This window comes from Paenibacillus sp. UASWS1643 (genome assembly GCF_008693195.1).
GTDB classification, from domain to species: domain Bacteria; phylum Bacillota; class Bacilli; order Paenibacillales; family Paenibacillaceae; genus Paenibacillus; species Paenibacillus amylolyticus_B.
The window spans coordinates 143351-165840 of record NZ_VXKZ01000101.1; the positions used below are offsets into that span (position 1 = coordinate 143351).

14 protein-coding genes are annotated in these 22490 nt (G+C 46.0%); 13 read left to right on the forward strand and 1 reads right to left on the reverse strand.

Going from position 1 to position 22490, the window contains the following annotated elements; translation table 11 throughout:
- Complete coding sequence (locus FE296_RS08895; RefSeq protein WP_150364775.1) at nt 1-747, forward strand: amino acid ABC transporter ATP-binding protein; 747 nt, start codon at nt 1-3, stop codon at nt 745-747.
- Nucleotides 748-1025: 278 nt separating this feature from the next.
- Nucleotides 1026-1448 (forward strand): OsmC family protein, encoded by a 423-nt coding sequence (locus FE296_RS08900; RefSeq protein ID WP_017692209.1) that lies wholly within the window; start codon nt 1026-1028, stop codon nt 1446-1448.
- A gap of 93 nt (nt 1449-1541) precedes the next feature.
- Here FE296_RS08900 and FE296_RS08905 read toward each other — a convergent pair whose 3' ends face one another.
- Nucleotides 1542-2153, reverse strand: coding sequence for a TetR/AcrR family transcriptional regulator (locus FE296_RS08905; RefSeq protein WP_150364776.1), 612 nt, complete (start codon nt 2151-2153; stop codon nt 1542-1544).
- A 143-nt stretch (nt 2154-2296) separates the two neighbouring features.
- On the opposite strand from FE296_RS08905, the gene FE296_RS08910 reads away from it, so the two are divergent.
- The 11 genes from FE296_RS08910 to FE296_RS08960 all read left to right on the forward strand — a co-directional run bounded on the left by FE296_RS08910 (nt 2297) and on the right by FE296_RS08960 (nt 22262).
- Nucleotides 2297-3475, forward strand: coding sequence for an MFS transporter (locus tag FE296_RS08910; RefSeq protein WP_150364777.1), 1179 nt, complete (start codon nt 2297-2299; stop codon nt 3473-3475).
- Nucleotides 3476-3693: 218 nt separating this feature from the next.
- Complete coding sequence (locus tag FE296_RS08915; RefSeq protein ID WP_091038507.1) at nt 3694-5484, forward strand: sensor histidine kinase; 1791 nt, start codon at nt 3694-3696, stop codon at nt 5482-5484.
- Complete coding sequence (locus FE296_RS08920) at nt 5477-7075, forward strand: response regulator transcription factor (RefSeq protein ID WP_190945099.1); 1599 nt, start codon at nt 5477-5479, stop codon at nt 7073-7075. The genes FE296_RS08915 and FE296_RS08920 overlap by 8 nt, the downstream gene beginning before the upstream one ends.
- 174 nt (nt 7076-7249) lie before the next feature.
- Nucleotides 7250-10159: a glycoside hydrolase family 2 protein gene (locus FE296_RS08925; protein WP_190945101.1), complete on the forward strand. Its 2910-nt coding sequence runs from the start codon at nt 7250-7252 to the stop codon at nt 10157-10159.
- A 278-nt stretch (nt 10160-10437) separates the two neighbouring features.
- The gene (locus FE296_RS08930) at nt 10438-11421 is read left to right on the forward strand and encodes an ABC transporter permease (protein ID WP_036606891.1); all 984 of its coding nucleotides are present in this window, start codon (nt 10438-10440) and stop codon (nt 11419-11421) included.
- Between the two features lie 15 nt (nt 11422-11436).
- Nucleotides 11437-12339 (forward strand): carbohydrate ABC transporter permease, encoded by a 903-nt coding sequence (locus FE296_RS08935; RefSeq protein ID WP_036606894.1) that lies wholly within the window; start codon nt 11437-11439, stop codon nt 12337-12339.
- Between the two features lie 186 nt (nt 12340-12525).
- On the forward strand, nt 12526-14214 hold the full coding sequence (locus FE296_RS08940; RefSeq protein WP_124118234.1) for an ABC transporter substrate-binding protein: 1689 nt from the start codon (nt 12526-12528) through the stop codon (nt 14212-14214).
- A gap of 375 nt (nt 14215-14589) precedes the next feature.
- Nucleotides 14590-16293, forward strand: coding sequence for an ABC transporter substrate-binding protein (locus FE296_RS08945; RefSeq protein WP_124118142.1), 1704 nt, complete (start codon nt 14590-14592; stop codon nt 16291-16293).
- 322 nt (nt 16294-16615) lie between these two features.
- Nucleotides 16616-18313 (forward strand): ABC transporter substrate-binding protein, encoded by a 1698-nt coding sequence (locus FE296_RS08950; RefSeq protein WP_411860569.1) that lies wholly within the window; start codon nt 16616-16618, stop codon nt 18311-18313.
- A 189-nt stretch (nt 18314-18502) separates the two neighbouring features.
- Complete coding sequence (locus FE296_RS08955; protein ID WP_150364780.1) at nt 18503-20884, forward strand: glycoside hydrolase family 95 protein; 2382 nt, start codon at nt 18503-18505, stop codon at nt 20882-20884.
- 16 nt (nt 20885-20900) lie between these two features.
- Nucleotides 20901-22262 carry a GH1 family beta-glucosidase gene (locus FE296_RS08960; RefSeq protein ID WP_150364781.1) on the forward strand — a complete coding sequence of 454 codons (1362 nt, stop codon included), beginning with the start codon at nt 20901-20903 and terminating at the stop codon, nt 22260-22262.
- The last annotated feature ends 228 nt before the right edge of the window (nt 22263-22490 follow it).

The following is a 22490-nucleotide window of genomic DNA, read 5'->3' on the forward strand; positions in this document are numbered from 1 at the left end:
ATGATTACAACAACCGGACTTACCAAACGTTTTGGACAAAATGAAGTGCTCACGAACATCGATCTTCATGTCGATGCCAAAGATATTGTTGTATTGCTCGGCCCAAGTGGTTCAGGCAAAAGTACCTTGTTGCGCTGTCTGAATGGGCTGGAAGAGTTGTCTGGAGGACAGATTGAAGTAAACGGCATTGTGGTTAACAGTGCAGATCCGCTGCGAGTCCAGCGTGCCCGGGTACTGGAGATTCGTCGCCAGACCGGCATGGTATTCCAACAGTTCAATCTGTATCCGCACAAGACAGTGCTGGGTAATGTGATGGAAGGTCTCGTTACGGTGAAAAAAATCAAGCGTGACGAAGCGGCTGAACGCGGCCGGATTCTTCTGGATCGGGTCGGCTTGTCGGACAAGCAGGATGCGTATCCATCCCGATTGTCTGGTGGACAACAGCAGCGGGTCGCCATTGCACGTGCACTCGCAATGGAGCCGGAAGTGATGCTGTTTGATGAACCAACTTCTGCCCTTGATCCTGAGCTGGTCGGAGAGGTACTTTCCGTCATGAAGGAGCTGGCAGAGGAAGGCATGACGATGCTGGTCGTGACACATGAATTGAAGTTTGCCCGTAATGTGGCGAACAAAATCGTCTTTATGGCGGATGGATCGATCGTGGAAGAAGCAAGTCCACAAGCATTCTTTGAACATCCGACGCAAGAACGCACCCGCCGGTTCTTGCAGCAAATTACTGAATTTTGATGAAGATAACAGCGATCGGAAGAACGAACGTATCCTAATCGGGTATTTAAGGTCGTGAACGATATCAGTTCAACTAAACCTTTTGCACAAGAACGGAGAGGACAGAAGAAACCTGAAGAAGCGGAGCGTGCGCCTTTATCCCCTGATTTTCCCCTTGAAGAAGGGAATCAAAAAAATCTGGGGATAACAGCGATCGGAAGGTTATTCTGTCATCGGAGTGGCAAGTGCAAACCATTTTCGCTTGAACTTAACCTATTTTAAGAAAGAAGGATAACATCATGAATGTAACAACCGTATGGAAAGGCAAACGCGCGTTTACTTCCGAAGGACCCTCTGGCTACGCTGTTGGCATGGATGCCACTGCTGCTTATGGTGGTGACAGCAAGGGTGCAACCCCGATGGAATTGTTACTGGCTGGTCTCGGCGGCTGTATGGGAATCGATATCACAATGATTCTGGACGCTTTTCTGGACAAAATTGAGTCGATTGAGATTGAAGCGCAAGGCACACGCAGCGAAGAGATGCCTAAAGGGTTCACATCCATTGATCTGATCTTCAAAGTCGATGGGGATATCCCGGATTATCGCATCTGGAAAGCCATCCAGATGGCTGAGGAAAAATATTGTGCAGTTTCCGCTTCGCTGAACGCCGATATTCATCCTAAACTGATCCTCAATGGGGTAAGTACACCGCGTCCTTAATAACACACGAGCAGATTCTATACTGAGAGGCACTTCCAATCGTGGGAGTGCCTTTTTTTGCGTTTCTAACCTATCAACAGTTCGTAGGTAAAGTCAGGCTGAATGTTGGGGAAGGTTCCAGATGCCCATGAATTCCGTGATAGCCTGATCAATCGTTGCATGAGGAACACCGTCGCGGGCTTGTGTAGAGATACCTTGCATAAAGGTATCAAATACGGTGGTCAGCATGGCTACATTCGTGGAAGCAGGAATTTCACCGACATCCACAGCACGTTGGATGCAATCCTCCAGACGGTTGCGAGTCAGCTTTCTTTTCTCAGCGGCAATGTCACGGATATGATTGTTTTTGGAAGAACATGTGCTGGCTGACAGCACAATTAAACAGCCAGATGGATGTGTGCTGTCTGTTTGCATTTTTGCGGTACTTCTTAAGGTTGTTTCAATTGCTTCTCTTGGTGACAGCGTGAGATCCGAGAAACTTTCCGTCACACGTCCAAACGTATCCATATATCGTTCTACTGCTTCTTTATACAGCGCTTCTTTGGATTCAAAGGCTGCATAGAAGCTGGCTGCTGAAATATCCCCCATGGCTGCTCGAAGCTGAAGTAGTGAAGTAGCCTCGAAACCTTGCTCCCAAAAGAGCATCATCGCTTGTAATAGGGCCTCATCCCGGTCGAAAATGCGCGGACGTCCCGTTCTTGCCATAAGAGTTCCTCCCTCCTTTTTCTTAATTATATACTAATCGATCCAAAAGTCATTGACAAGGTGAGACGGTCTGAATAATATAAGGAATGATCGATCCATAATTCCATTACCTGTTCTACACTATCTTAAAAGGAGCTGTACAGATGTCGGATATATCTTCTCATCGTTTTCCGTGGCTGGGGTTGCTGGCCCTGGCCATGGCGGGTTTCATAGCCATTATGACCGAAACACTTCCTGCGGGGTTGCTACCGCAAATTAAAGAAGGGCTGCAAATCTCTGAGGCAGGGGCGGGGCAGCTTGTCACCTTTTATGCTGTTGGGTCGCTGGTTGCTGCCATACCTGTAGCGGTGCTGACAAAGGGTTGGCGGCGGCGTCCGCTTTTACTTCTGTCTATTATGGGTTTTCTTGTCTTCAACACCATTACTGCTCTCTCATCAAACTATGTACTGACACTATTCGCTCGTTTCTTGGCCGGTGTTGCAGCAGGTGTCTCCTGGGGCCTAATTGGTGGTTATGCATTACGCATGGTACCTGATCATCTCAAGGGAAGAGGCATGGCTGTGGCTATGATTGGAACGCCGATTGCCTTATCGTTTGGTGTTCCGGCAGGTACACTGCTTGGTTCATTTATGGGCTGGCGCTCAGTGTTCTGGCTGATGTCGTTGCTGGCGTTTGTACTGATTTTCTGGGTGCTCTGGAAAGTACCCGACTTTCCTGGGCAGTCAGCGGATAAGCGAATCTCTGTCAAGCAAGTACTGTTCACACCTGGTGTAATACCCATTTTAACTGTCGTTTTGGCCTGGATGTTGGCTCATAATATTTTATACACGTATATTGCTCCTTTTCTCACCGATGTCGGTTTGGAATCCAAGGTTGGACTCATTTTACTTGTATTTGGTCTGATGGCATTGGTGGGCATCTGGATTACAGGTATTTTCATTGATCGGTGGTTGCGTATGCTGGTTCTCATGAGTCTTGCGGGCTTTGCTTTGATTTCCCTTGTATTAGGTCTTTGGAGTGAGCACGTTGTTGTCGTCTTTGGTTCTGTTGCGCTATGGGGTCTGACATTTGGCGGTGCGGCTACCCTGTTACAGACTGCACTTGCTCAAGCTACTGGGGAACAGGGTGTGGATCTCGTAATGCCGATTAATACAACCGTTTGGAATCTGGCTATTGCCCTTGGGGGAATGGCGGGAGGTGTTCTTCTGAATCAATGGGGAGCTGCATCATTTAACTGGGCCATCTTGGCTTTAACATTGGTGGCATTGATTGTTGCATGGCGTGCCAAAGGATATGGATTTCGCCCATCCAGGAGTCACTAAACTTCTGTCAGCATTAATGATTCGGTAAGCCCGGTCGCCATGTTAATGGCGGCCTCTTTTGTTAGAGGTTAGGCTGGCTTGTTGCCTGGCAATATATTACCCATTGCAATGACAATCCGAATTCTGGCGGTTATGTGGTATGATTAATTCTGAGGACAGTACATCCTGATCCTGCTGTTTATATGTAAGCGCTTATACAGATGACGGAAGGTGCAGACATGTTTAAAAGACTGATACGAACCACCAATAATCTCAAATTAAAGCATAAATTGCTCATTTCCTATGTACTGGTTGTCATGATTCCGGTCCTGATTGTTGGTCTTGCTGTGACCAGTTATTTTCGCCAGCAAGCCCTGGACAATGCAATAGGACAGACGATCATCAATGTGGACAAGATCAAGAGCCAGACGGCAACCATGTTACGTGTACCAACCGATATATCCAATCTTTTAATGTTTAATGCGGATCTCAAGGAGATCGTGAATAAGCGGTACAAGAGCGTTGTGGAGTTAACCTCAGCGTATCTTGCATACAAAGACTTTCAGGAGTACAGGCGTTTGTACCGTGAGATAGCCGGCATTCGTTTTTACTCAACTAACCCAACATTGATCAACAACCTCGAATTCATCCCGGTAGACAAGCAGACTGAAGAGAGTTATTGGTACCAACAGGCACTGAAAACAACCAGCATCGGGTGGTTCTACATTCCGGACAAGGAAGATAATCCTGTACACAAGCTCAGCCTGGTGCGCAAAGTACCTTTTGCCGAGTATCGGACAGAGGGCGTGTTGATGATTGTGATCAATCAGGATGAGCTGAATGGATTGTTGCGTCAGGAACAGTTTGAGACGATGATTACGGACGAGCAGGGTTATGTGGTTGCAGCCAAGAATACCGAGCTCGTAGGTAAAACGCTGGATGAGCTTGATTTTGGTGTCGATCTGCAGAATCAGGCGAAAGGTACCATAGAGGGTGATTTCCGGGGGGAACCATCTAATATTGTTATTGATGAGTTGGGCCCTGGATCAAGTATGAACAGCCTGAAGGTGATTTCGGTTTTTGCCACCAAAAATATCGTCAAAGACGCCAACACCGTCAGCATGATCGGCATGATTTTCATTATCCTTGTGCTGGTTATCGCCCTATTATTTGTATATATCATCTCGTTCCTCACTTCGAACCGATTGCTCCGGCTGAGTAAACATCTCAACAAGCTGGCATTAGGTGACCTGAACGTGACTTCGCGGATTGATGGAAACGATGAGATTGGGCAACTATCACGACAGTTCAACTATATGGTGAAAAGTATCAATGAACTCATGACACAGGTGGTAGAAGCGACAGAACAGAACAATCAATTGGAAATCGCTCAAAAAGAGATTAAACTGAAAATGATGGCGAGCCAGATCAATCCACATTTCTTGTTTAATGCACTGGAGTCCATTCGGATGAAAGCGCATATTAAGGGAGAAGCAGAAATTGCCAACATCGTCAGACTACTGGGCAAGCTGATGCGCAAGAGTCTGGAGATTGGCAGTGGAAAAACAACCTTCCGGGCTGAACTTGAAATGGTACGTTCCTATTTGGAAATTCAAAAATTCCGTTACGGCGACCGCCTTGCATTCCAGATTCATATCGATCCCGAGGTGGAGAAGATGTACATTCCGCCTCTCATTATTCAACCCTTGGTTGAGAATGCGATTGTCCATGGTCTGGAGAACAAAGAGGGTACAGTCCGTGTTCATATAAGTATTCGTTTAGTAGAGAACATTGTGCAGATTCGTGTGGATGACAATGGTGCAGGCATAACGCCAGAACGACTGGCTGAGGTGATGCAGTTTATCTGTGGACCCGAGGAACAGGAGAAGAGCCGGATCGGCATGCGTAATGTACATCAACGCTTAACATTGACGTACGGGGAGCCATATGGATTACAGATTAAGAGTGTATATGGGGAAGGAACAGAGGTTTCTTTCACTTTGCCAGCAGGAGGGGACCAACATGTATAAAGTGTTTTTGGTGGATGACGAACCGAGCATACGTGAGGGACTGACAACCATTATTGATTGGGAAAAATACGGATTCCAGGTCATCGCTACAGCTGCCAGCGGGCGTGAGGCTATCTCCCGGTTTGAGGATTTGGAGCCTGACCTGACGATTATTGATATTCGCATGCCCGGTATGACCGGGCTGGATGTGATTGAAGAAGTGCGCCGGAATCATCCGGATTCGCACTTTTTGATATTGAGCGGTTATGCAGATTTTGATTATGCCAAGAAAGCCATCAGTTTTGGTGTAGATGGTTATCTGCTCAAACCGGTGGATGAAGATGAGATTATTAGTGAACTGGAGAGGATTGCTACGATCCTGACCCGTGAACGGGAGACAATGGCACGTCAAGCTGGTGAAGATACTGTCTATCTGGAGCACCAGATCGAGGCTTTACTCTTTGACAGTCTGGAGGGTGCAGGCAGTATGGAAGAAGACAGCCTGGGTCTGCACTGGCCTCACTATCAGATCGTGCTGCTTGAGATGCATGCGGCCCCCGATCTGCAACGGGGAAGTGTTATGAAACGCAAACTGATTGAAGCATTTGACCAGAAAGACCGAGGCATCGTATTCTCGTTCCATTCCGGTCTGGGGTTGTTAAGCAAGGAAACAATCACATCCGAGTCATCTGCACGCATTCTTTATGATGAGCTGGAAGGACTGCTGGGAGAATGGGAGGTTCACATGTATGGTGCTGCAGGTGAACCCGTACATTCCACTTCTGAAATTGCGCGGTCATACACGCAGGCGAATCGTACACTCGGTGAACGCTTCTTGTTCACGGAGAAACGCATCATTCTGTGGACTGAAGATAGCGAAGGTAAAGGCGTTGTTAAGCCGGGAGCTGAAGCTGTGGACGGAACACATGAACCAGTTGAGGACGAACTCGCGGACAAGCTGTATTATGCGTTAGACATCCGTAGCAGTGAGTCGGTTATGCGGGTACTGGGTGAGATGGAAGATCGATTGGTCCCGTATCACCGAACAGAGCAAGCGATCAAAACTGCCTTCTCACAGGTGTTCTCTCTTGCGTTCAACAAGCTTGCAGCCACGAATCAACATATGCACTCCATTATGCAGGAACATTCGGTTTTGATTAATGAAGTCTATCATCAATTTACGATGTCAGATCTCAAAGTCATGGCATCGGAACACTTTAATCGACTTATTCAACGTATGGGTGGGGGAAGCAAGGATACTGTATTGAAACAGATGATTGAATTTATCCAGCGTAACCCTGGCGAAAATCTCAAACTCGAAGTACTGGCAGAAGTGTTTAACTATAACAGCAGTTACTTGGGTAAATTGTTCAAGAATCATACTGGAGAGTATTTCAATGCATTTCTGGACAAGGTTCGTATGGAAAAGGCCAAGGAATTGCTGGACGAAGGACTAAAGGTCCATCAGGTTGCGGCGAGAGTGGGGTATGCAAATGTGGACTACTTCCACGGTAAGTTCAAGAAATATGTAGGTGAATCCCCTTCCGCTTACAAACAGGCCAGAACCCAATCATCAATTAAAGGAACGGCTACGGATATAAACGAGGAATAAGTTGGAGTGCTGGGCCTTGCCCTTGCCTATTGTGTAAAACGTTTTCGGTATTCCTGAGAAATTTCCAGATTCATCATATTGTCCATGCACTTCCCATGATAAGCAATGGTCACGGAATGCTTTTCATTTTAGACTGGATTTACAAGAATCCAGATGAAGGGATGGCTATACGAGATGAAATTGTCTGATATAGGCGCTGTACGTCATACATTGAACTTAAATGGAACATGGCAGTTTTGTTTGGATCTGGAGTCCGATAAACTCGTAGAACAAGAGATATCACCCCCTTTACAGTGTGAAAATACATCATGGGAGACCATTCAGATTCCCGGTTCATGGGAAGAGCAAGGATACGGAGATGAGCCTGAATACGAAAGGCTCGATACCTGGACCAAGGTACGCGAATATGAAGGCTCAGCCTGGTATGCTCAGGATGTTCATGTTCCATCAGACGATCCTGGATGCCACTATGTATTCAGATTGGAAGGTGTTCGATGGACAACGAATCTCTGGATCAATGGACAGTATGCCGGGCAGCAGGATAGTCTGGTGAATCAACAGAAGTGGGATGTTACCTCTCTGGTGAAGCAGGGAGAAGTGAATCGTGTGGAGATCCGCGTGGATAATACGATGAAACTTCCGCTGGCGGGTAGCCATATTCATTCATTGCATACGGCCACAGCCTGGGGTGGAATCACGGGTGGTGTTTATCTGGACAGTCTGCCCCCATGCCGATTACAGACGTTACGTATTCAACCAGATGCTGAGAATGGAACCATTCTCGTTGATTGTACTGTAAGCGCTCCCGCAAAAGAATCTGCTAGACCGATGCAATTACATGTGGATATCCAGCATCCGGACGGCACATGGCTTGATCGATATAGTTGTAATGTGAATCTGAGTGATCCATCACATGTGGATATAAGCTTAACAGGTTTAACTGAAAGTAACGCTGTAATAGATCAGTGGCGATTGGAACTTGGAACAGAAAAGTCTATCGCAAGATGGTCGGATGAATCCCCTGAATTATACAAGGCTGTGATCCGTCTGCATGACGGTGAACAGGAACTGGATCGGCTGGAGCAATCATTTGGTGTACGCTCCTTTGCAGCAAACGGGAAGCAGCTTGAGTTGAATGGAACACCGGTGTATCTGCGCGGGTACGTCGATTGCTGTATTTTTCCACTGACGGGTTATCCCGTATGGGACAAGGAGCACTATCTTCAGCAGTTTCGAGTCGCCAGATCGTATGGCTTCAATCATGTCCGACTGCATGGGTGGAGCGCGCCGGAGCCTTTCTGGGATGCTGCTGATGAAGCGGGCATGCTGGTACAGGCAGAACTTCCCCATTGGTCTCGTTTCTTTGAGCAATCGGATCAGTCTGCGCCAGCTGAAGTATTGTCCTATCTGACACAAGAACTGGACGGGTTGCTTCAGTCGCTGCATAGACATCCTTCATTCGTCATGTTCTCCATGGGGAATGAGCTTATTGGTCCGAATTGCCATCCTGAACTCAATGCATGGGTATCAAGGGCAAGGGAATCAGACCCGACCCGCTTATATACGGACAATACAGGTTTTGGACAGCTTCCGGCGCAAGGGCGGGAAGGTGATTATTATATTCAGTCGTTGAACTGGCATCCCCCGTTGGAATCCGCGTATTCTGCTGTGCCGGATACCACGCTGGACTATGGTGCAGTCACCCGGCTTGCGGAGCTTCCCGTCATTGGGCACGAACATGCACAGTATACCATGTATGTGCGGCCCCAAGAGCGAGCCAAGTATACTGGCGTATTGCGTCCTAGCTGGTTACGACCGATCGAAGAATCGTTAACAAACAAAGGAATGATGGAGGACCTCGAGCATTTTCAACAGGTCAGTGGTACCCATCTGGTACGTTCTTTAAAAGAAGCCATGGAGCGAATTCGGCGAACATCGGACGCTGCGGGCGTACAGCTTCTGGACATTCGTGATTTTCCAGGGCAGGGACATGCTACGACGGGCATTCTGGATGTATTTTGGGATGACAAAGGCATTACAACATCAGAAGAAATCATGCGTTTCAACGCAGATCTGGTGCTGTTGTTAAGCTGCAAGGAGCGTACATTTTACGCCGGAGAACCCATTCATGTTGATGTACGCATCTCTCACTACGGTAAGGAGCCGCTTGAGGACGCGGTCATTCAGTGGAGGTTAATAAGCGATGATGTGATACTTACTGAAGGGGCATGGAAGACCGGAGATATCCAATGTGGATCTGTCATGTCACTGGGAAGCATCGTCGCTACCGCTCCTCATGAAGGGGCAGCAGCTTTTCGGATCGAAGCGGAGCTGATATCAGGCGATTTGGACAGAACTGTAGCGAATGAATGGCATGGCTGGTCGTTTCCTTTTTATCAGTCTCATCCGGGTTCGAATCGGTTCTGGAATACCGTGGCAGAGTTGAAGCCATTCCTGGGTGAAGCGCATGATGATTGCGTAGATCGAATCGATGGATTTCAGTTGTTGAAAAATCGGGAGATTGACTTGGTTATCGTTCAGTCGTTAACACCCAATGTCGTTGATTATGTGGTCAACGGGGGGAGTGTTTGGCTACAGCCAACCGCAGAAGGGTTATATGATTCAGTGGAGACCAAGTATCTGCCTGTATTCTGGAATTACCTGATGTTTGCTACACAGCCTGGTGCAACGATGGGTATGTATCTGAGAGATCGGCTAGCACTACTAGGCTCCTTCCCGCATGATGGAGCTTCGGACTGGCATTGGTATCACTTGGTGAACGGTACACCAGCGATATGTTTGGATACGTTGCCCGGGGTGGAACCGCTGATCGAAGTGGTGGACCATTTCCATCGGGCCAAACGACTCGCTTATGCCTTTGAGGCAAAAGTAGGGAAGGGCAAGATTTTGGTATCCTCACTTCCGTTTGCCAATCTGGCTTTAATGAAGCGTCCGGAAGCCGCCTACTTATTTCAGGAGATACTTGCGTATCTGAATGGAGATCAATTCCGTCCAGCAACCTCGATATCCGTAGCGCAACTACTCGGGATCGTTAAACTGCAAACTATTCAATTTACATTGTAATCAGAGGGACCCGAAAGGGTCCTTTTTGTATGCCATATAATTAAAGTAAACGATTTCTATAAAACGTTTTCGATATTCACCACTTTAGATACATTTTTACCTTGATATTACTTTTATATCATTTAAATGTAGAATTTATCACTGATTTTAACGAATTAATGTCTGATTATATATGTCTATATCTAATTTTTATATGATTTTCTCTAAAATCCAGATGGTATTTTGAAAACGCTCTATCGAGTATGATTATTTTATAAAACAGAGGAGGGGGAACGGAGATGGAAACGCTAACAAAAAAATCCGCTTCCGCGAACAGAAGCAGTGACCCCAAACCGCCTTTAAAGAATCGGCGGAACGGAATTTGGGACAGAATGAAACAGCAGAAATATCTCTATCTCATGTCATTGCCATTCGTAGCTTGGGTTTTCGTATTTAACTATCTGCCACTATGGGGATGGACGATGGCTTTCCAAAATTATAAACCTGCCAGATCGTTTGGTGATCAAGAGTGGGTTGGTTTTAAACACTTTGTAGAGCTGTTCAGTGATGATCGTTTCTATCTGGTACTTCGTAATACGCTTGCAATGAGCTTGATGGGACTAGTTGTCGGTTTTATCGTACCGATATTCTTCGCTATTCTCCTGAATGAAATGAGAGGCATGTTCTTCAAGCGTGCCGTGCAAACGGTATCATATCTGCCTCACTTTGTATCCTGGGTTGTTGTAGCCGGGATCATTACGAAGATGCTCTCCACCGATGGAGGGATTATCAATGATCTATTGGTAGGACTGAACATTATCGACCAGCCGATCCAATTCATGGCCAAGGGGAACTTGTTCTGGTACATTGTAACCGCTTCAGATATGTGGAAGGAAACCGGCTGGAATGCCATCATCTATCTGGCGGCGATTACAGGTATCGACAATGAGCTGTATGAAGCTTCCCGTGTAGATGGAGCCAACCGCTGGAGACAGATGTGGCATATTACGCTGCCTGGCATACGGACCACGATTTCCGTACTTTTCATCATGTCAATTGGACATCTTATCAGTATCGGTTTCGAGAAGCAGTTCTTGCTTGGCAACAGTCTGGTCACAGACTACTCGGAAGTACTTGATCTATACGCGCTCAATTATGGTTTGAATATGGGACGATTCTCGTATGGTACAGCCATAGGTATATTCAACTCCGTTGTCAGTATCATCCTTCTGTTTACTGCGAACGGCTTGTTCAAAAAATTCACTAAAGAAAGCATCATGTAGGGAGGGGACGACATTATGGCGAACAAAGCATTCAATGCTACTCGGGGCGATAAACTGTTCGATATATTCAACATCCTCGCGATGACCATGGTGCTGGTTGTAACACTTTATCCATTCCTTAACGTACTAGCCATCTCACTCAATAACTCGACAGATACAGTACGTGGCGGAATTTACTTGTGGCCTCGCGAATTCACATTACAGAACTACAAAACGATTTTCCAATATGATGGATTGTTACAAGGTTTGCAGATCTCCATTCTGCGTACACTTGTAGGTACCGTGCTCGGATTGATCAGTTCATCCATGATCGCATTTACACTGAGCAGACCTGATTTTGGACTTAGAAAATTTGTTTCCACAACGCTCGCGCTCACGATGTATTTCTCCGGTGGTCTGATTCCGGTGTACATTCTGATGCGTGACTTGAACCTGATCGGTACATTCTGGGTATATGTATTGCCTGGCATGATCAGTGCATTTAACGTGTTCATCATCCGTTCATTCATTGATGGCCTGCCATACTCATTGCAGGAATCCGCGAAGCTGGACGGAGCGAATGACTTTACAATCTATTACAGAATCATCTTGCCACTGTGTAAACCAGTGCTTGCTACCATCGCATTGTTCCTAGCTGTAGGTCAATGGAATGCGTGGTTCGATACGTACCTGTATAATGGTTCAAAGGCACATTTGACCACGCTCCAATATGAGCTGATGAAAGTATTGCAAAGTACACAGCAGGGCTCAGGTGCTGGACGAAATGCCAATGATATGGCGCAGCAAATGACACAGATTTCACCGGAATCGATCAAAATGGCGATTACAATCGTTGTAACGGTTCCAATCCTCATTGTATATCCATTCCTTCAGAAGTACTTTGTTGGTGGTATGACACTGGGCGCAGTAAAAGGTTAAACAATTGGGTACAGGCTGCCAAATAGAGCGGCCGTACATCTACAAATGAAGCATCAGGATACCCGAAGCGCAGCCATTTGGTCTGCGCTTCACCGTATAGGGCTGCGGTGTGGTATTCATGAAGCTATAGACAGGGACAAAAAAGTCCCGGACAAACAGACATATGAAACAGGGAGGATTACCATTATGGCAAGTTCCAAAATGAAGATTGCACTGGCACCAGTGCTTGCAATGTCTTTACTCGCAGGATGCGGTGGAGGAAGCGGCAGTGATACGTCGTTCAAGGATACAAGCGCAGAGACAACTCCACTTACTTTTGATTTCTTCAGCGTTGACCCCAGTCCGAACTGGAATGGCATGAAGGATGAAGTAGGTAAAGTCCTTACGGAAAAAACAGGGATAACCCTTAACGGTGAATTTGCCGTTAGTGGTGGTCAAGATAAAATATCCTTAATGGCGGCGAGTGGAGACTATCCGGATATCGTCTCCCCCAAAGGAGAACTCAGCAAACTGGTGGATGCCGGAGCAATGCTCGATCTGACAGATCTGATCGACCAATATGCTCCCAATCTGAAGAAGCTGTATGGTAATTACATGGATCGGTTGAAATACAGTAATGAGGATCAGGCTATTTATGTGCTGCCAACGTATTATGCGGTAGACCAAAAATACTTTGATGCAGGTGGTGGATTTGGCATTCAGCACCGTGTACTGAAAGAACTCGGATACCCGGAAGTGCGTACACTTGAGGATTACGAGAATGTATTGAAGGCGTACAAAGAGAAACACCCAACAATTGATGGTCAGCCAACGATCCCGTTAACTCTGGACGCGGATGATTGGAGAATCATGATTACCGTAACGAACCCTGCCTTCCAGGCAACAGGAGCTCCGGATGACGGTGAATACTACATCGATCCAGAGACATATGAAGCAAGTCTGCATTACAAACGTCCAGAGGAAAAAGAGTACTTCCGCTGGTTGAACCATATGTACAATGAGGGACTGCTTGATCAGGACAGCTTCATCCAGAAGACAGACCAATACAAATCCAAAATTGCAAGTGGACGTGTTCTGGGTGTCATTGACCAGGATTGGGGTTATTCCGATGCAGAAAATGCACTGAAATCTGCGGGCAAGGATGAAGCAACGTATTCACACTTCCCGGTAACCCTGTCCGAGGACATCAAGGATCATGCCTACCAAGACCCTGGTTTTGTATCCGGTTGGGGTGTAGGGATTACAACATCGAATCCTGACCCGGTTCGTACCATCAAATTCTTCGATTACCTGGCTTCTGAAGAAGGGCAAGTGCTGATGAACTGGGGAATTGAGGGCAAACAGTATGAAGTGAAGGACGGCAAACGTGTCATTCCTGCCGACATTCTGGATCAGAAAACCAATAATGCAGCCGTATTCCAGAAAGAAACGGGTATTGGACTGTACACCAATATGTCCGGTCACTATGGAGACGGTGTGAAGGATTCAACGGATAACTACTACACTACGAATTTCCCTGAACAGATCGTGGCAGCATATTCCGATGCAGAGAAAGAAACACTCAAAGCTTACGGTGCTACGACGTGGAAAGATCTGTTCCCGAGTGAAGACGAGTTCCCAATCAAACCATGGGGAGCAGCATACAATCTGCCAACACCAGGTGACTCCAACTACAACGTTATCTTCAAGAAAACACAGGATATCATCCGGAAACGTATCCCGGAAGCCATTCTGAGTACTCCTGAACAGTTTGATGCGATCTATGACGGCATGATTGCAGAAGTGAACCAAGCAGGAGCAGAGGATATGGAGAAACAATATACAGAACTCGTTCAAAACCGTGTTCAATTGTGGAGCGGTGAAGAGGCTAAATAAACGATTAGCAATTCAAATCTAAAACGAAAAAGAACCCAGAATATCTGGGTTCTTTTTTTATCTAAAACGTTTTCTAAAAAACGTTTTCAATTTTATAAATTCACTATTGACAAGGGATATAGGAGAGATTATTATTCAAGTATGAAAGCACTTACATTTGTTTGTACAACACGTGGCATACACCTGAATCTCGAAGTAAAAACTTGCAGGAATGAAGAGGAAAAGGTAAGAGAAGAACATTTTTTTATTTTAAGAAAACGCTTCTAATGTTATAAAAACAAGAAAATTACATTTGTTTCATCTGGTCACGGTATGTGCAGGTCAGCCTGTTATACAAATATACAGCTTCATTAATATCCATAAGGGGGATTACACATGAAGGGCAAAACACCAAAAACATTCGCAATGCTTCTGTTAGCCAGTGCACTTGCAATTACAGCAGGATGCAGTGGCAGTGGAGGAGGAACTAACGCTTCAGAGAAACCGGTTGATTCCGGAGATACAACCAGTCCAGTGACCTTTACATTCTTTGGTGCAGACGCAAGTCCGAACTGGAATAACATGAAGGATGCTGTCGGTCAAGAGATTACTAAGGCAACGGGAGTTACAATTGAAGCTGAGTATGATGTGAATAATGGTGGTGACCAAAAGATTCCTTTGATGGCTGCCAGTGGTGATTACCCTGATATTATCTATCCTAAAGGCAACTTGTCTAAGCTTGTGGATGCAGGCGCGATGCTGGACCTGACCGATCTAATTGAGGAGCATGCTCCCAATTTGAAAAAAATCTATGGTGATCAGATGAACCGTCTGAAATACAGTTTGGAAGATCAAGCCATTTACACGATCCCGACTAATATGGGTGTAGATAATGTTGCGTTTGATGCTACGGGCGGATTCGAAATTCAACAAAGAGTATTGAAAGAGCTCGGCTACCCTGAAGTAAAAACGCTTGAGGACTACGAGAACGTACTGAGAACGTATTATGAAAAACATCCAACAATTGATGGGCAACCGACTATTCCGTTAACATTGAATGCAGATGACTGGAAAATTATGATTACGGTAACGAACCCTGCATTCCAAGCTACGGGTGGACCGGATGACGGTGAGTATTATATCAACCCAGAGACATATGAAGCCGTTCTACACTACAAACGTCCTGAAGAAAAGGAATATTTCCGTTGGTTGAACAAAATGTACAATGAGGGTCTGCTTGATAAAGATACATTTGTTCAAAAGGATGACCAATACAAATCCAAGATTGCCAGTGGCCGTGTACTTGGTCTAATTGACCAGGAGTGGAACTATGGTGAGGCGGAGAATGCTTTGAAATCATCTAACGGTGGCGACAAAACATATGCCCACTTCTCCGTATCCCTGAACAAGGATATTGTGGATCATACGTTCCAACCGACAGGATTTGACGGTTATGGTATCGGAATCACAACTTCGGCCAAAGATCCGGTACGTATTATCAAATTCATGGATTGGCTTGCTTCCGATGAAGGTCAGGTCCTGAGAAACTGGGGTGTTGAAGGCCAACATTACCAAGTCGAGAATGGGAAACGCATCATTCCGGCTGACGTACAAGATCGCAAAACCAATGATAACTCTGCTTTTACCAAAGAATCAGGCGTAGGCATGTATAACGTATTTAGCGCCAGATACGGTGATGGTGTGAAAGATGCCACAGATAACTATTACACAACGAATTTCCCTGAACAGATTCAAGCAGGTTACACTGCAGCTGAGAAGGAAACGTTGAAAGCCTATGGTATTACAACTTGGAAAGATTTCTATCCTTCCGAAGATGATCTGAAGCTGAAAGATTGGGGCGCAGCATACAACATGCCTGTACCATCTGACACGGATTACAACGTAACGTTCCAGAAAACACAGGATATCGTACGTAAACGTATTCCAGAGGCGATCCTTGCCAAACCTGAGAACTTCGACAGCGTATATGATGGTCTTCTTGCTGAACTCGATAAAGCGGGTGCAGTAGAGATGGAGAAACAATACACGGTTTGGATCAAGGAACGTGTAGCTCTCTGGACTGGAAAAGATGTGAAATAAGCTTGAAAACCAAGCAAGAATGCTATTGATTTTCATAGCGAAAAAAGCCCTTGAGAAAGGGCTTTTTTTATTGTTGACGTGAGGTGATGGATAGCCTATAATCTATCATGTAAGCACTTTCAGTAAGCGGTTTATTCCATTTCCGAAAACGTTTTACGTCTGTTAGAAGAAGAATCTTTCTTTTTGCAGAATCGAAACGTCAGCTTTAGTAAACACGTCGGAATGAACGATACCGAAAGCGCATTCAAAAAAAAGTGGTATCCTCAGGCATAAAGCCTGTTATACAGATAAAACCTTCATAAATAATAGGGGGAACTAGACAATGAGAGGCAAAATGAAAGGCAATACACCCAAGACGTTTGCAATGTTGATGCTTGCAAGTGCAATGTTGGTTACAGCTGGCTGCGGAAATTCGGGAACCAAAGAGACTTCGGAGTCCAGCGGAACCGAACCGATCACAGTTACATTCTTCGGGGCGGATGCTAGTCCAACCTGGAATAAGATGCAAGATGCTGTTGGTAAAAAGATCACGGAGCAAACAGGCGTTACAATTGAAGCAGAGTATGATGTAAACGATGGTGGTAACCAGAAGATTGCGCTAATGGCTGCCAGTGGTGACTTTCCTGATATGATCTACCCTAAAGGTAACTTATCTAAGCTTGTGGATGCAGGCGCGATGCTGGATCTCACGGATCTGATTGAAGAGCATGCTCCCAATCTGAAAAAAATCTATGGGGAACAGATGAACCGTTTGAAATACAGTTTGGAAGATCAAGCGATCTATACCATTCCAACCAATATGGGCGTTGATAATGTTACGTTTGACGCTACAGGTGGATTTGAAATTCAGCAAAGAGTATTGAAAGAGCTTGGATACCCTGAAGTGAAGACACTTGAGGATTACGAGAATGTACTCAGAGCCTATTATGAAAAACATCCAACCATTGATGGTCAACCAACCATTCCATTAACATTGAATGCAGATGATTGGAAAATCATGATCACGGTAACGAACCCGGCTTTCCAGGCAACAGGTGCACCGGATGATGGTGAATATTACATTGACCCTGAAACGTATGAAGCAAAATTGCACTACAAACGTCCAGAGGAAAGAGAATATTTCCGCTGGTTGAATAAAATGTACAATGAAGGCCTACTGGACAAAGATGCCTTTGTTCAAAAGGATGACCAATACAAGTCCAAAATTGCCAGTGGCCGTGTCCTCGGTCTGATTGACCAAGAGTGGAACTATCAAGAAGCGGAGAACGCGCTTAAATCATCGGGCAAGGATGATGCCACATATGCTCACTTCTCTGTATCACTTAACGACGATATTGTGGATCACACGTTCCAACCAGCCGGCTTTGACGGTTATGGCATCGGGATTACAACTTCGGCCAAAGATCCAGTACGTATCATCAAATTCATGGATTGGCTTGCTTCCGATGAAGGACAAGTTCTGAGAAACTGGGGTATCGAAGGTGAACATTACAACGTAGAAGATGGTAAACGCGTGATTCCAGATGACGTTCAGGACCGCAAAACGAATGACAACTCTAATTTCAGTAAGGAAACAGGAATTGGGATGTACAACGTATTTAGTGCAAGATACGGTGATGGTGTAAAAGATTCAACGGATAACTACTACACAACCAACTTCCCTGAGCAGATTGTAGCTGGTTACACGGCTGCAGAGAAAGAAACGCTGAAAGCTTACGGTATTACGACTTGGAAAGAGTTCTATCCGGCTGAAGAAGATCTGCCAGTTAAGGATTGGGGCGCAGCGTATAACATGTCCGTACCTTCCGGTACAGATTATGAAGTAACTTTCCAGAAAACGCAGGATATCATTCGTAAACGGATTCCGGAAGCTGTTCTGACTACACCAGCAAACTTTGATGCAACCTATGATGCTTTACTGGCTGATTTGGACAAAGCGGGTGCAGTTGAAATGGAGAAACAATTTACGGTTTGGGTTAAAGAACGTGTCTCTCTGTGGACAGGAAAAGATGTAAAATAATATGGATTGTCTGTGATCTATGGTTACACAAGGAAAGGGCCCTATATGGGGCCTTTTTTTGTGGAATGATGTGATGATTTGCATTGACGCAAATTTTGAAATCACATATAATTTTATTATTGTAAGCACTTACCGAAAACGTTTTATGTCATAAGAAATATACAGCTGATTTAGGAACAGGAGCTAATCATGTCCCAACACAATAACCAAACTAAAATCAATCGTCTATGGTATCGACAACCGGCAAAACGCTGGGAAGAAGCATTGCCCATCGGAAACGGCCGTCTTGGAGGCATGGTGTACGGTGGCGCAGCAGATGAACGAATTCAGCTCAATGAAGATACATTATGGTCAGGGTTTCCACGGGATACGATTCAATACAGCAGTCAGCGGTATTTGAAACAGACGCGAGAGTTGATCATGTCTGGGCAGTATGGTGAAGCTGAGGATTTGTTGAACCGTGAAATGCTTGGTCGTGATGTAGAGGCCTACCAGCCGATGGGTCATTTTCTATTGCACCATGAGGGTCTGGATAATCTTTCATATGATGCATTTGAACGGGAGCTTGATCTGGAATCGGGTATTGCAACCACAACCTACTCATTGGAAGGAACTCAATACGTACGTGAAGTGTATTCTAGTGCTTCGGATGATCTAATGGTCTGCACATTGACTGCTGATCAGAAGGGCGCTGTGAGTGTAAGTGTTACGCTAGACAGTCCCCATCCTTATCGCGTTGAGACTTCGGGAGATGCTCTAACCATGTTCAGTCGGTGCCCAAGTCATGTGGAGTCCAATTACTTCAGGGATCACCCGGAATCCGTCCTCTATGAAGAGGATCGGGGGACGGCATATGCTGTCCGTGTAGCGTTTACGGCATCTGGCGATCAGGTGAAGGTTTCCAAACTGGAAGGCAAGTTACATATTCAGGGTGCTGATCAGGTTGTGTTTTATCTGGCAGCAGCTACGTCCTTTGAAAGTTATGATGTTTTGCCTGTGAAGGATCATCTTGTATTGGAAGAGGAATGCAAGGAGATGATCTCCAAAGCGACCACACATGGCGCGGAAGCGCTTCGTAAACGACATATTCAGGATCATAGCGAGTTGTTTAACAGAGTCTCTATTGATCTAGGGGTATCGGCTAACGCCGAATTACCTACAGATGAGCGGTTGCAGGCTTATCAGGCAGGGCAACAAGACCCTGGACTGGAGGCACTGTATTTTCAATATGGAAGATATCTGTTAATGGCTAGTTCACGTCCGGGCAGCCAGCCTGCCAATCTGCAGGGAATCTGGAACCATCAGGTAGAGCCGCCATGGCATAGTGATTACACAATCAATATCAACACGGAAATGAATTACTGGCCAGCGGAAGTCTGCAATCTCAGTGAATGTCATGAGCCGCTGTTTGATATGCTGACCGATCTCAGTGATACAGGACGAAGAACGGCGCGGATTCTGTATGGAGCCCGTGGATGGACTGCCCATCATAACGTGGATATCTGGAGAACCTCTACACCGACAGGTGGAGATGCAAGCTGGGCTTTCTGGCCGATGGGCGGCGTCTGGTTGACCTCGCATCTATGGGAGCATTACCAATTTACCGGGGATCAGCGTTTTCTTGAGGAACGTGCGTATCCCATCATGAAAGAGGCGGCGCTGTTCTGTCTCGATTGGCTGGTGGAAGGACCCGATGGTTATCTGGTTACGATTCCATCCACTTCACCAGAGAACAAGTTTCTCACAGATGCTGGGGAGGCACGCAGTATATCCATGGCTTCAACGATGGATATGACGTTAATTCGTGAACTGTTCAGCTGCTGTATTGAGGCCTCGAAGCAATTGAATCTAGATGAGTCATTGGCGAGCGAGTGGGGTGAGGCTCTGGAGAAACTCTATCCATTCCGAATTGGAAGCGAAGGACAATTGCTGGAGTGGTTTAAAGATTTTGCTGAATCTGAACCAGGGCATCGTCACGTCTCCCATCTGTATGGGCTGTATCCAGGGGAGCAGATCAATCGAGTGCACACACCGGAATTGGTAGAAGCAGCACGGGTATCGCTTGAACGTCGTATCTCACAAGGTGGCGGGCATACAGGATGGAGCTGTGCATGGTTGATCAATCTGTATGCACGACTGCTGGATAGCAGCCAGGCACATCAGTTTGTGCGCACGTTGCTGGCCCGGTCCACACATCCGAATCTGTTTGATGACCATCCACCTTTCCAGATCGATGGTAATTTTGGAGGCACGGCTGGAATCGCAGAGATGTTATTGCAGAGCCACTTGAACGAGTTACATTTACTGCCTGCACTGCCTGAACTCTGGACTCAAGGTCGTATTGAAGGGCTTCGTGCAAGAGGTGGTTACACGGTAGCAATAACGTGGACGGACAACAAGCTTGTGTCAGCGGTTATTAAGGCAGATCGAAATGAGTCGCTGACCCTTCGCAGTGCTTATCCGCTGCATTTGGAAGGAAACGAACAAGTCAAGGCAGAGCTTACGCCTCAGGGCGATTATGTAATTATTTTAACCATGGCCGCAGGACAGACGATCCGCGTGTCATCATGAGACGGAGGAGCCAACCATGACCATTTTTAAATTTCCGCAAGATTTTCGCTGGGGTACAGCAACAGCTTCCTATCAAATAGAAGGAGCGGCACAGGAAGGTGGACGCGGGGTATCCATCTGGGATACGTTTGCGCGCACACCTGGCAAAGTATATAACGGAGATAATGGAGATGTCGCGTGTGATAGTTACCATCGGTATGAGGAAGACATCGAACTGATGAAGAAACTCGGGATTAATACATACCGGTTCTCCATTGCCTGGCCGCGTATTATTCCTGACGGAGATGGGGAGATCAATCGGGAAGGTCTGGACTTTTACCACCGCTTCGTGGATGCATTGATCGAGGCTGGAATTGAACCGTTCCTCACACTGTATCACTGGGATCTTCCGCAAACGCTGGAGAATGACGGAGGCTGGGGCAACCGCAGAACTGTGGATGCTTTTGTGAAATATGCCGAAGTGATTTTCAAAGAATTCTCTGGCAAAATCAACTTCTGGCTGACATTCAACGAACCATGGTGCATCGCGTTCCTGTCAAACCTTCTCGGGATTCATGCGCCAGGAAACAAAGACCTGCAGACGTCAATCAATGTTGCTCATGGATTGCTGGTCGCTCACGGTAAAGCCGTTCAATCCTTCCGTCGTTTGGGTACAACTGGGCAGATCGGTATTGCTCCGAACGTATGCTGGGCCGAGCCGTACAGCAAATCTCCTGAGGACCAAGCTGCGTGTGACCGATCGATTGCGCTTAATACCGATTGGTTCCTTGATCCAATCTACAAAGGTTCATATCCGCAGTTTATGGTGGATTGGTTTGCAGAAGCGGGGGCTACCGTACCCATTCAGGAAGGCGATATGGAGATTATCTCGCAACCAATCGATCTGCTCGGCATTAACTATTACACGATGGGGATTAATCGCTTCAATCCGGAGGCAGGTGCTCTGCAATCGGAAGAAGTTGATATGGGCCTCACCAAAACCGATATTGGCTGGCCCGTGGAATCACGTGGTTTGTATGAATTTATGCATTACTTGCAAAAATACGGCAATGTGGATGTATATATCACAGAGAATGGTGCTTGCATCAACGATGACCTGGAGAACGGAAAAATTAACGATGATCGCCGGATTTCATATTATGAGCAGCATTTGGCTCAAATTCACCGCATCATTAATGACGGCATTAACCTGAAAGGGTACATGGCATGGTCACTGATGGATAATTTCGAGTGGGCAGAAGGCTACCGTATGCGTTTTGGTCTTGTTCATGTGGACTATCGTTCACTCGTGAGAACACCGAAGGAGAGTTATTACTGGTATCAGAACGTCATGAAGAATAATTGGTTGGAGACACGGAACGAACATAATCCCCAATAGTTTAGGTGGCAGGTTTAAGGGAAAAGCAGGTCCTATTATATATGGTTCCCTTATTGAAGATGAAAAAGACGGTAACATTGGAGCATTCCAATGTGCCGTCTTTTTTTTGTATTTTTACCGTTGGAAATGAGTAGTTCATAAAGGTTTCATAAGGTCAAGTGCAGTTCCTGTTATGAAGAGACGTTTTTTGGGTTATAAGAAGTAAGGAAGAAATGAATAATGTTTTGT